At 42.1% G+C, this 12,701-nt stretch carries 10 protein-coding genes; 4 read left to right on the top strand and 6 right to left on the bottom strand.

Features of this window, described 5'->3' with window-relative positions; translation table 11 throughout:
* Nucleotides 1–5: 5 nt before the first annotated feature.
* Together BLS59_RS01510 and BLS59_RS01505 are read right to left on the bottom strand one after the other, a co-directional pair.
* Entirely contained in the window at nt 6–983 is a 978-nt protein-coding gene (locus tag BLS59_RS01510; RefSeq protein ID WP_091143094.1) for an electron transfer flavoprotein subunit alpha/FixB family protein, read from the bottom strand.
* A gap of 30 nt (nt 984–1,013) precedes the next feature.
* Nucleotides 1,014–1,751: an electron transfer flavoprotein subunit beta/FixA family protein gene (locus BLS59_RS01505; protein WP_091143091.1), complete on the bottom strand. Its 738-nt coding sequence runs from the start codon at nt 1,749–1,751 to the stop codon at nt 1,014–1,016.
* Between the two features lie 140 nt (nt 1,752–1,891).
* On the opposite strand from BLS59_RS01505, the gene BLS59_RS01500 reads away from it, so the two are divergent.
* Together BLS59_RS01500 and chrA are read left to right on the top strand one after the other, a co-directional pair.
* Nucleotides 1,892–2,215 carry a tetratricopeptide repeat protein gene (locus BLS59_RS01500; protein WP_317039724.1) on the top strand — a complete coding sequence of 108 codons (324 nt, stop codon included), beginning with the start codon at nt 1,892–1,894 and terminating at the stop codon, nt 2,213–2,215.
* 79 nt (nt 2,216–2,294) lie between these two features.
* The gene (gene chrA / locus BLS59_RS01495) at nt 2,295–3,503 is read left to right on the top strand and encodes a chromate efflux transporter (protein WP_091143084.1); all 1,209 of its coding nucleotides are present in this window, start codon (nt 2,295–2,297) and stop codon (nt 3,501–3,503) included.
* 152 nt (nt 3,504–3,655) lie between these two features.
* Here the strand turns inward: chrA and dnaB are convergent, their stop codons facing one another.
* Nucleotides 3,656–5,218, bottom strand: coding sequence for a replicative DNA helicase (gene dnaB, locus BLS59_RS01490; protein ID WP_091143081.1), 1,563 nt, complete (start codon nt 5,216–5,218; stop codon nt 3,656–3,658).
* A gap of 294 nt (nt 5,219–5,512) precedes the next feature.
* Here dnaB and rlmB point away from each other — a divergent pair, with 294 nt between their 5' ends.
* Nucleotides 5,513–6,274, top strand: coding sequence for a 23S rRNA (guanosine(2251)-2'-O)-methyltransferase RlmB (rlmB, locus tag BLS59_RS01485; RefSeq protein ID WP_240315121.1), 762 nt, complete (start codon nt 5,513–5,515; stop codon nt 6,272–6,274).
* A 129-nt stretch (nt 6,275–6,403) separates the two neighbouring features.
* Here rlmB and BLS59_RS01480 read toward each other — a convergent pair whose 3' ends face one another.
* Nucleotides 6,404–7,489: a mannose-1-phosphate guanylyltransferase gene (locus BLS59_RS01480; RefSeq protein WP_091143078.1), complete on the bottom strand. Its 1,086-nt coding sequence runs from the start codon at nt 7,487–7,489 to the stop codon at nt 6,404–6,406.
* 248 nt (nt 7,490–7,737) lie between these two features.
* Here BLS59_RS01480 and recQ point away from each other — a divergent pair, with 248 nt between their 5' ends.
* Nucleotides 7,738–9,930: a DNA helicase RecQ gene (recQ, locus tag BLS59_RS01475; RefSeq protein WP_091144973.1), complete on the top strand. Its 2,193-nt coding sequence runs from the start codon at nt 7,738–7,740 to the stop codon at nt 9,928–9,930.
* A 141-nt stretch (nt 9,931–10,071) separates the two neighbouring features.
* On the opposite strand, the gene BLS59_RS01470 is transcribed toward recQ, so the two are convergent.
* Nucleotides 10,072–11,973: an OmpA family protein gene (locus tag BLS59_RS01470; RefSeq protein WP_091143074.1), complete on the bottom strand. Its 1,902-nt coding sequence runs from the start codon at nt 11,971–11,973 to the stop codon at nt 10,072–10,074.
* Nucleotides 11,974–12,012: 39 nt separating this feature from the next.
* On the bottom strand, nt 12,013–12,636 hold the full coding sequence (locus BLS59_RS01465) for a 7-carboxy-7-deazaguanine synthase QueE (protein WP_091143071.1): 624 nt from the start codon (nt 12,634–12,636) through the stop codon (nt 12,013–12,015).
* Between the last annotated feature and the right edge of the window lie 65 nt (nt 12,637–12,701).

The following is a 12,701-nucleotide window of genomic DNA, read 5'->3' as shown; positions in this document are numbered from 1 at the left end:
TATATTTATGCTGAAGCTTTATATTCTTTAACGGCCGCTATTAATTTAGGCACAACCTCAAACGCATCGCCAACAATACCGTAATCTGCCACCTTAAAAAATGGCGCTTCGGGATCTTTGTTGATCACTACAATAACCTTTGAAGAACTGATACCTGCCAGGTGCTGAATAGCCCCTGAAATTCCTATTGCAATATACAAATTTGGACTGACTGCAATGCCTGTTTGGCCAACATGTTCGCTATGCGGACGCCAGCCGGCATCTGATACCGGTTTTGAACAGGCTGTAGCGGCGCCAAGCAGTTGGGCAAGCTCCTCAACCATACCCCAATTTTCGGGCCCTTTAAGACCACGACCAGCCGAAACAACGATCTCGGCATCGGGCAGGGAAACTTTATCTGTAGAGCGTACGATCTCTTTGATCAGGGCTTTAAAATCAGATGCTTTAGTGTCAGCAGCAAAATCCTCCACCTGGGCGGCACCACCGGTTTCCACAACTTTATAGGAGTTTGGAACCAGCGCAATTACTTTATTGGCCGATGTTAATTCAACAACCGCAAAAGCTTTACCCGAGAAGGCTGTTTTTTTTACGGTAAACTTACCACCGTTTTGCTCTGGTAAGGCAACTGCACCGTCGGCAACGCCTGCTTCCAGTTTAACGCCCAAACGGGGGGCCAAACCACGGCCGCTGAAGGTGTTGGATAATACAACAATATCGGCGTTTTCTTTTTTAGCGGCTTCGGCAATAATAGAGGCATAGGCCTGGTTAACAAAGTTCTTTAGCTTATCGCCAGAAACATTCAACACTTTTTGCGCACCGTATTTACCTAACGCGGCAAGTTCATCGGCACTTACATCGCCAATAGAAATTGCTGTAAGGCTGGTGTTATTTTGATCGGCAATGGCACGGGCATAGGAAACAGCTTCAAAAATGGACTTTTTGAACTTACCACCGGCATTTTCCGCATATATTAAAACTGACATATATAATGTTTTTCGTAAAGATCGGGTTAATTAAATTACGCGTGCTTCTGCATGTAAAAGCTCCACAAGTTTAGCAGTATCATCGGCAGGTACAAGGGTAACCTGACCGCGCGGGGCAGGTGTTTCATAGCTGATAATCTCGGAAAATGTTTTTACTTCAACAGGCTCAATAACAGTTAATGGCTTGGTACGTGCCGACATAATGCCACGCATATTAGGGATCTTAGGTTCTGCAACACCTTCAGCCGTGCCGGCTACAAAAGGGTAGGGAATGGTCAGGATCTCTTTGCCGCCTTCAATCTCACGTTCAACTGTAGCATCGCTATCACCGGCATCCAGTTTTTTGATGATGGAAACAGATGGTAGATCCAGCAATTCGCCCAGCATACCGGCAACCTTCGATCCATTGTAATCAATAGATTCACGGCCGGTAAGTATCAGATCGAAAGGGTTCTCTTTTACGTATTGGGCAATTTGATATGCCACAAACCAGGCATCGTGCGGTTTAGCGTTTATACGCACCGCATCGGTAGCGCCAATGGCCAAAGCCTTGCGGATGGTGGCCTCCGTACTTACATCACCAACATTAATAACAGTTACTGTACCCTTGCCGCCATCGGTTAGCTCAATAGCCCGTGAAAGGGCTATCTCATCATAAGGGTTTAATATAAATTGAACCCCATTTGTATTAAATTGGGTGTTGTTATCAGTAAAGGTTATTTTTGTGGTGGTATCAGGAACATTACTTACACATACCAGGATTTTCATAGTTGTTATTTGTTTTTAAACAGTAATGAAGCTATCATGAACGGTATGTTTATTTTTGAAGCCGTCAACGATGATTTCATATAAATAGGTTTTGGCAAATTTAATTAAAAAAGATAGAGTTTAAAATGGAGTTGAGCAGATTGGACAAGCTACTGGAATTTATAAAGAATGAACCCAACGATGAGTTTTTAAAATATGCGCTCGCCACTGAATATCTGCGTCTTAATGAGGCAGATAAGGCATTGAGCTATTATGAAGATCTGATCAATAATCACCCCAACTACGTTGGTACTTATTATCACTTAGGTAAATTATATGAAGCCCTTAACCGTAAACAGGATGCCATAAATACCTACGAAAACGGCATGAAGGTTACCAAGGCCAAGCGCGATAATCACGCTTTTTCGGAACTGCAGGCAGTTTACCGCCAGGCTATGGGTATAGAGGAGGATGACGACTATTAACGTTCATTGGTTCACTTGTTTATTGGTTCATTAGTATTTGAATGAACAATAAACAAAGTACCAATGAACGATTGAACTAATGAACCAAATGAAAAAACGGCATCTCCTTTTTCTTCGTGATGTTTTGATATATACCTTCACCGCTTTCGGCGGACCGCAGGCGCATATAGCTGTTTTGCTGCGCGAATTTGTGGAGAAACGCCGCTATGTGACCGAGGAGGAACTGATGGAGCTGAATGCCTTATCGCAGGTATTACCCGGCCCCTCATCAACCCAAACATTGGTTGGCATTGCCTGGAAGGTAGGCGGCCTGCGATTGGCGCTACTTACATTTTTGGTGTGGATATTGCCATCGGCGGCTATTATGTGCATGGCGGCCATTAGCTATAAAATGTTTGCCGGGCAGGTGAAATTCAACCATATTATTAGCTATGTGCAGCCCATGGCGGTAGGCATTGTGGCTTATGCAACTTATACTTTTGCCAATAAGTTTTTAAAAACAAGGGTAAGCATGATGTTGGCTATTGGCTCGCTGATCGCTACGCTTATTTTGCATAATGCCTATGCATTCCCGCTGCTTATTTTATTGGGGGGTATCATTTCATCGGCAATGGAAACACAGCAACAGGAAAATGAGTTACGCGTAAAATTATATTCCAATGTAAATCCCAATAAAGTGGCCTATTTTATAGGAATACTGTTATTTTTTGCTGCCCTGGGAGCTGTCATCAATCAAACATCTCCATTTAGTTTACCTATTCGCTTATTCGAGAACTTTTATCGTAATGGTATTTTGATATTTGGAGGCGGGCAAGTTATGGTGCCGTTAATGTATACCGAATTTGTTGATGCAAAGCATTACCTCTCCAATTCCGAGTTCCTGTCGGGATACGCGCTGCAACAGGCATTACCCGGACCCACATTTTCATTTACATCTTTTTTAGGAGGAATAACCCTGGGCAATAAAGGCTTTGGTATAGGCGGCCAGATCATTGGGAGCATAGTGGCTGTAATAGGGGTAAACACACCAGGGCTGATCCTTATATTATTTATCGTTCCTTTTTGGGACGATTTAAAAAAGATAACCCGTATTAAAAATTCACTGAGCGGTATTAACGCGGTAGCCGTAGGTTTTATGGCGACAGCCTTTATCCTGTTAGTGAGGCCGTTTGGCGGCAACTGGATAGCTTATTTGCTTATGTTAGGCACATTTCTGCTGCTGCACTTTACCAGGATAAAAACACCGTTTATTATTTTGATAGGAGTGGTGATGGGGTTGGTGCTGTAGTGTGATTGAAATATAAGCTTGTCATTCTGAACGGAGTGAAGAATCTATTATACGCTATCTATCCCCAGTCGTGACATTGATTGTCGCTAATAGATTCTTCGTACCTCAGAATGACAAAGAGTTATAAAAACACTCCCTTCAGGGACAGGGGGCTAAAACGGTGGTTCATCATCAATATCATCCATCCTTGAAGGGCGAATAATAAAGTTGCTTTGCTTTTCAAAATCCTGGGATGGCGCAAGGCCGGTGAACGGACTGCTTGATGCAGGCGGGAAACCATCCATTCCTTCTTCAAGGTTGGCGAATTTTACGTATTTACCAACAAATTTCAATCGCACGGTACCTGTTTCGCCGTTACGGTGTTTGGCTATAATTACCTCACCAACACCCTGGGTTGGGTTACCATCTTCGTCCTCTGTTAAGCCATAATATTCAGGGCGATACAGGAACAATACCATATCCGCATCCTGCTCAATTGATCCCGACTCACGTAAATCTGATAGCATTGGCCTTTTTGAGTTACCCGGCCTTGTTTCTACCGCACGACTCAATTGCGACAGTGCGATCACCGGCACATTCAATTCCTTTGCAACAGATTTCAAAGCACGGGAGATACTACCAATTTCCTGCTCGCGATTACCACCACCTTTACCATCAGATGATTTACCGTGCATCAGCTGCAAGTAGTCAATGATGATTAGCTGGATATCATGCTGCGATTTTAAACGGCGGCATTTGGCCCTGAATTCAAATATATTAAGTGCGGGAGTATCGTCAATAATAAGTGTTGCCTGCTCTAAACGACCAATTTTTGAGTGGATCTGCTGCCATTCCCATTCCTCTAAAGTTCCTTTACGGATCTTTTCCTGCTCAATTTCGGTTTCCCCGGATATTAAACGGTTAACCAACTGAACAGACGACATTTCGAGCGAGAACACTACAACCGGCTTATCAAAATCAACCGCCGCATTACGCGCGCAGCTTAATACGAAAGCCGTTTTACCCATCGCGGGGCGGGCAGCTATAATCACAAGGTCGGATTTTTGCCAGCCCGAGGTCATCCTGTCGAGGTTGGTAAAGCCGGAGGCTACACCGGTTAGTCCGTCCTTTTTATCTTTCAGGGCTTCGATATCTTTTAGCGCCTCATGTACCAGATCGTCCATTTTACGAGCATCACGACGCAGGTTATTCTGGGCTATCTCAAACAAGTTCTTTTCGGCCTTGTCCAATAGATCAAGTACGTCTGAAGTATCCTCATAAGCGCTCTGGATCACCTCTGTGGAGATTCTGATCAGTTCGCGCTGAATGAATTTTTGAATAATGATACGTGAGTGAAACTCAATGTTGGCTGCGGAGGCTACACGATTGGTAAGCTCGGTAATATAATATGCACCGCCAATCATTTCAAGATTACCTTGTTTACGTAATTCGGCAGTAACGGTGAGGATATCTACAGGTGATGATTTCTCAAACAGGTCTTTTATCGCAGCAAATATTTTCTGGTGATTGTCGCGGTAAAAAACTTCTGGTTTTAAAACATCGATAACAGATGACAATGCATCCTTTTCCAGCATCAGCGCACCTAAAACAGCTTCCTCCAGGTCAGTTGCCTGTGGTGGAAGTTTACCCAAGCCAGCGTATGGAGTTGGGTTAGTAATCCTGCTGCGTCGGTCGGTATTAGGTTTACTGTACTGGTTATCGTTCTCAAAAGCCATAAGGGCACAAAAATATACAAAAAATGTTTTGCCGGGAGAACTATTCAATCCACATAGTGTATCGGCGATGTAAAGCAATCATTCTCAATTGAATATTTTAAGGTACGATATTAACACCACATTGTTGGTAAAATGTGGATATTGATTTATTACCACTGCTAAACAGCCGGTTAAGGCTATGTTGATAAAGTTTGAAATTGTTAGGTATTATGATTTAAACCGATAAGCCAATGGGTTCAATAAGGGCTTAATCAATTAATATAGCTACTTTTGCATAAAATTAGAATAGTACAAATGACATTTAATTCAAGACCTCCACGCGAAAGCAATCAGATGGTTTTTGGCATCAGGGCCATTATGGAAGCCATTACTTCCGGAAAAGAGATAGAGGCATTATATATCCAAAGAGGTGCCGGTGGCGGTCTGTCGCAAGAGTTAAAATCGCTTTTAACAGAATATAATATTACAGCCCAACAAGTGCCTGTTGAAAAACTAAACCGCTTAACAGCTAAAAACCACCAGGGCGCGGTTGCATTTATTTCGCCAATTATTTATCAAAAAATTGAGAACATCATTCCCGAAATATTTGAAAAAGGGGAGGTGCCGCTGATACTTGTTTTAGATTCCATTACCGATGTACGCAATATGGGCGCTATTGCCCGTACGGCAGAATGTGCCGGTGTGCACGCCATTATTATCCCGGCCAAAGGATCGGCCCAGATAAATCCCGATGCTATTAAAACATCGGCCGGAGCATTGTATAAGATCCCGGTGTGCCGTCATGATAATTTCATGCAAACCGTTAAGTTTTTACAGGAATCGGGGTTACAATTGGTGGCCTGTACAGAAAAAACCAAGGAAGATATTTACGCACCAGATTATACCGCACCAACCGCTATTATCATGGGCTCCGAAGAAGATGGCATCCGCAACGAGATCATCCGCATATCCGACCATTTGGCCAAAATCCCTATGTTCGGCGAAATTGAATCATTAAACGTTTCGGTATCAACCGGGGTTATTTTGTACGAGGCGATAAGGCAGCGATCTAAATAAATGTGCAGATTTCAAATGTGCAAATTTCAGATTGATAATTTATGTAAACAACAAAGCCCGATTTAAAAAAACCGGGCTTTGTTGTTTTTAATCATCTGCACATTTGAAATCTGTCATCTGCACATCTGTTTAAATATATTTCGTTCCAAACTTGTTCTTCACATCGGCAACAACCTGTTTAACGTTCTGTTCCTGGTCGCGCGGGCATATAAGCAGGGTATTGTTTGATTCAACAACGATAAAATCATGCAAACCTTGCAGTATCACCAGCTTTTCGCCTGGCACATTTACCATACAGTTTGATGAATCATACATGATAACTTTCTCAGAAGGGATAACGGCATTGCCTACGTAATCCTTATCGGCAAGATCATAGATGGATGCCCAGGTTCCCAGATCGCTCCAGCCAAATTCCGATGGTAGTACATACACATTATCGGCCTTTTCCATTACGCCGTAATCAATTGAAATATTGATGCATTGCTGGTAAGCTTTATGAATGTATGATTTTTCGTTATCGGTATTATATTCCGGGCGGGCATCAGCAAATATTTCATGCATCTCTGGCAGGTGCTGGTTAAATGCCTTAACAATAGCTTTTGCCGACCATACAAAAATGCCGGCGTTCCATAAAAAGTCGCCGCTTTGGATAAAGGTTTTTGCTATTTCAAGGGTTGGTTTTTCGGTAAAAGTTTTAACCTTATGAAAATCATTATTGATCACATTATCGGTATACTGAATATAGCCATAGCCGGTATCGGGTCTTGATGGTTTAATACCCAGGGTTACCAGGCAATCGTGCGAAGTTGCTGTTTGTAATGATTTTTCAATAGCACTTACAAAAGCATCCTCATCCAATATTTGCTGATCTGATGGGGCCACAACAATAGCCGCATCGGGATTTAAACTTTCTATTTTAAAACAACCGTAAGCAACACAAGGGGCGGTGTTGCGCATTACAGGCTCGGTAAGTATTTGTTGTTCGCCCATATCGGGCAATTGTGTTTTTACCAGCTTAACATAGTTTTCATTAGTTACTACGTAGATGTTTTCTTTTGGGCAAATTTTTAAAAATCTTTCGTATGTATTTTGAATTAATGTTTTGCCCGTGCCAAGTATATCTATAAATTGTTTTGGGTGTGATGTACGGCTTATTGGCCAAAAACGACTGCCGATTCCGCCTGCCATTATAATGACATAATAATTTTTATTCATGTGTTTTCTGTAGAATTTAAATTTTGTTTACCCAGCGCAAAAATGTACAATAATCTGTTAATTACACATTAAATGAAACTAAATAATTGAATTATTAATTAGATAACAATTTAAATAGGTTTAGTACATAAATTGTTTTCAAATTAATAATCATAATAGTATAAAATTTAAAAGTAAATCCATCGTTTATTCATAAAATTTTGTTACTTTAAACTTTTAAATGCACTTTTAGATCAGTTAGAATAATGATAGAAACTAAGAAGTCGCTATTTGATAACCTCCAGAATTTTTTCGGATTCGACAATTTTAAGGGGGAACAAGAAGCGATCATCACTAACATACTGGCAGGTAATGATACTTTCGTGATCATGCCTACAGGTGGTGGTAAATCAATGTGTTACCAGTTGCCCGCATTAATGAGCGAAGGCACTGCAATTGTAATTTCGCCGCTGATAGCCCTGATGAAAAACCAGGTAGATCAGTTAAGGGCCTTTGGAGGCTCAGACAGCATAGCCCATTTTTTAAATTCATCGCTTACCAAAGCAGACATAGGCCGGGTTAAGGAAGACGTTTTAGCCGGAAAGACCAAACTATTATACGTTGCCCCCGAATCATTAACCAAGCAGGAAAACATCGATTTTTTACGCCTCAACCAGGTATCATTTGTGGCTGTTGACGAGGCCCACTGTATATCCGAATGGGGACACGATTTCAGGCCCGAATACCGTAAGATCCGCCAGGTGATCAGCAACATTGGCGATAATATTCCAATTATTGCGTTAACGGCCACAGCTACCCCTAAAGTTCAGCAGGATATTCAGAAAAACCTGCAAATGAACAATGCCACCATTTACAAATCATCATTTAACCGTTCAAACCTTTTTTATGAAGTGCGTGCAAAGCGTAATGTGATAAAAGAGATAGTAAAATTTGTAAAGCAAAACCAGGGAAAATCAGGTATTATTTATTGCCTTAGCCGTAAAAAGGTAGAGGAAGTGGCCGAAGCGCTTAGCCTTAACGGTGTAAAAGCACTGCCATACCATGCCGGACTTGACCCCAAAGTGAGGGCCGATACACAGGATAAATTCCTGATGGAAGATGTGGACGTGATTGTAGCCACCATAGCCTTTGGCATGGGTATCGACAAACCAGATGTTAGGTATGTGATACACCATGATGTACCTAAGAGCATGGAGGGGTATTACCAGGAAACCGGTCGCGCTGGTCGTGATGGAGGTGAGGGTGTTTGCGTTGCCTTTTATTCTGAAAAGGATATAGACAAGCTGCAAAAATTCATGAAGGATAAGCCAGTTGCTGAACGCGAAATAGGCACCCAGATATTAAAAGAAGTTATTGACTATTGCGAATCTTCAGTTTGCCGTCGTAAACAATTACTGCATTACTTTGGCGAGAACTTTAACGAAGCCGGCTGTAATAACATGTGCGATAACTGCTGCGGTCCTAAAGAGCATTTTGACGGCGAAGAACACCTGCATAAAGCGCTTAGCCTTATCAAGCATATCGGCGAGAAATTTGACGACCACCACATCATCAGCATTTTGATAGGTGAGGAGAATGCGCAGATCAAGAATTACGAGCACGATCTGCTGGATTACTACGGATCGGGCAAGGAACTGGGTAAAAACCTATGGAACTCTTTGCTGCGCCAGGCTTTGCTTAATAATTACCTTTCAAAGGATATTGACCAATATGGTTTGCTTCGGCTTACCAAATCGGGCAATGCCTTTATAGACAACCCGCACAGCATTCGTTTTGTAATGAACCATGTGATAGAGGGCACTGATGACGATGATGACGCAGATGGCCCTAAACAAGGCGGAGGAGCATTGGATACCCAGTTGCTACAGATGCTTAAAGAGCTGCGTAAAAAACTGGCCAAGCAAAAGGGTTTACCGCCATTTGTAATTTTCCAGGATCCATCGCTTGAGGAAATGTGTACGCACTACCCGGTAACTACCGATGAGCTAAAGCAAATATCAGGAGTGGGAGCAGGCAAGGCGCTGAAATTTGGTAAGCCGTTTACTGATCTGATCCAGAAATATGTAGACGATAATGATATCGACCGCCCTATTGATATGGTGATCAAGAGTGCTGCCAATAAGTCGGCGTTAAAGGTTTTTATTATCCAGAATATTGATCGTCACCTTAATCTTGATGATATAGCAGCCTCAAAAGGGCTTACCTATGAAGAGATCCTGAAAGAAGTTGAAACCATAGTTAACTCGGGTACCAAACTTAACCTCAACTATTATATTGACGAGGTTATTGATGAAGACAAGCAGGAAGAAGTTTTTGACTATTTCCGTACCGCCGAAGCTGATTCTATTGATGATGCCCTTGCCGAATTAGGCAATGATGATTACACCCGTGAAGAGGTACAGTTAATGCGTATCAAATTCATGTCAGAATTGGGGAATTAAGTTTTCTCTGAATATTTTACCATCTATAACAGCTATAGAGGCCAGACTTACGAAGTTTTTAAAACTTCGTAAGTCTTCTATCTTTCTGTCCAGCATCTTGCAATGAGACAAGCGTGATTTTCACGGATGCACCACGGTAAATTACTTCGCAATTATCATAAACTCCGTTCTCCTGTTTCTTGCTTTTTCTTCGTCGGTAGTATTTGGAGCTATTGGCTGCGTTTCGCCATAGCCTTTAAATACAAGCCGGGCAGGGGCAACGTTATTGCTTATAAGGTACTTATAAACTGCTTTAGCCCTGTTCTCTGACAAGGTTTGATTCACTTGCTCGCCACCCACATTATCGGTATGGCCAGATATTTCAATACGAACCGTTGGGTTTTCACCTAAAAATTCGATCAGTTTTGATAGTTCCGATTTTGATTCGGTCTTTAGATCGTATTTATTGGTATCGAAAAATATATTTTTCAGTATGACCTTATTACCAACTTCAATTGGCGATAACAACGCTGTTAAATTAAATGGTTTCTGATTTTTATAACCAACAAGCGAGAAGTTTTCGGAGTAAAACAGGTAGCCGCTTTTCGAAATATTGAGGCCATAATTTTTACCTGATGTAATGGTAGCCAAAAAACTCCCTTCATCAGCATCACTATAATCCTGGTAAACGGGTATGTTGTTTTGTAGATCAATGATCTCAACTGCGGCCTCCAGCGGTTGCTTGGTTTTAGCATCGGCCACGTTCCCTTTTACATAGGTAACCACATGCGGCCTGACGCTTTCGGGCAGTTCAAAGGTATAAATATCATAGCCTCCAAATCCGTTAAGTGCATCCGAGGCAAAGAAAGCATAATTGCCGTAAGCCGTTAATGTGAGGCCGTTTTCGTCGCCATTGGTGTTAATCGGATACCCCAGGTTCTCAGGTTTCTGCCATTTACCATCCTTACCCAGACGACTTACAAAAAGATCTTTATTACCCAATCCCGGCCAGCCGCTGGAGCTGAAATAAAATGTACTATCATCGGCATGAATAAACGGCGATTGCTCATTATAAGCCGTATTGATATTGGGCCCCATATTTTCAGGTTCGCCCCAACCTTTATCTGTTAGTTTTGATTTCCAGATATCGTAGCCGCCGTAGCCGCCATTTCTATTGCTTACAAAATAAAGTGTGCGCCCATCTGCGCTGATGGATGGCTGCGCCTCCCAGCCTGTAGTATTTACAGGGCTTGTTAAATCGATAGGTTTGCTCCAGTCGTCGCCTTTTTTTTGCGATATGTAGATATCACATCGGCCCATACCATCGGGGCGGTTACAGCCCGTAAAAAACAAGTATTTACCATCCTGCGAAATAGATTGAGCGCCTTCGTTATATTTTTCGGTATTGATGAAATCGCTGAGGTAAGTAGCCGTTTGCCATTTACCGTTTGCTTTAATGCTTTTATAAAAATCCTCGTTGTTATTTATCTTACGGGTAAAAATAAGCTGACTTTCATCGGCGGTAGCTACAGGCAGGTATTCGTCATTGGTGGTGTTTATTTCGGGTCCCATATTAACCGGCTTAAATGCAACGGGATGCTGCATAGCCTGAATGCTGAATTTGGCATCGGCAAGGTATTTTTGCGCCAGTACCGTGTTAGGAGCAGTAAGATTGGGGTACGTTAAATATTTTTCGAGGTGCTGCTGTGCCTGTGTGTATCTGGCATCATTTATCTCAATTTCGCCAAGTTTAAGATAAACAGAACGGTTAAAATCCGGATTGAGCTCTATCACCTTCAGGTATTGTTCTATAGCTGTTTTGAAAATATGACGGGAGCGCAAAACGTCGGCTAATTGGAAATGGGCCTCAATGAATTTTGAATCTTCACCTATTGCTTTTTGCAGGTTATCAATGGCCTCATCATATAGGTGATCATCGAGCTTTTCATTGGCAATGGCAAAATACTTGATAGCCTCCTTATTTGTGGTAGTATATTGCCTTTGCTGCGCCCATACAGTAACAGAAAGGAAAATTGATAGAATCGTGAGGATTACAATCTTCATCTGTTTTGATACGATTATTTTTACCGTAAGTTACAAATATTACGGGATATTCAAATATTTGTGTGTTTGCAACGAAATTTCCCATTGCGGATTATTCATCACATAATCTACAATAAGCGGGATCATTTCTTTTGATTTCGACCACTCGGGCTGCAGGTACAGCTTACAATCCGGCGATACCATTTTAGCATGGTACTCGGCCCATTCAAAATCTGATTTATTGAAAACTATAACCTTTAACTCGTGGGCATTTTCTGCAACGTGCGGTATCGGCGCTTTGAACTTTTTAGGCGATAAACAAATCCAATCCCAATCACCAGAAAGGGGATAGGCGCCGGATGTTTCAATGAATGTTTTTATACCGCGTTGGTGCAGTTGCGCGGTTAAATAATCAAGGTTATATATCAGTGGCTCGCCACCGGTAACCACAACTGCTTTTGAGGGGTGCACTGCGGCGTTATCTACAATCCTATCAGCAGTAGTAAGCGGGTGCAGCTCTGCGTCCCAGCTTTCTTTAACATCGCACCAATGGCAACCTACATCACAACCACCAAGCCGTATAAAATATGCTGCTTTGCCTGTATTGTATCCTTCGCCCTGTATCGTATAAAATTCTTCCATTAAGGGAAGCAGCGTGCCGTCGTCTGGAATCTGGTGTGCCATAATATTTTGCAAAGTTACCCTTTTTTAGGATAAAGGTGAAGGTGTACAAAGTATAAGGAGAAAAG

It is taken from the genome of Mucilaginibacter pineti (assembly GCF_900101875.1).
Lineage (GTDB): Bacteria > Bacteroidota > Bacteroidia > Sphingobacteriales > Sphingobacteriaceae > Mucilaginibacter > Mucilaginibacter pineti.
The sequence above is the reverse complement of the archived record's forward strand: the minus strand, read 5'-3'. Positions and strand labels throughout refer to the sequence as shown.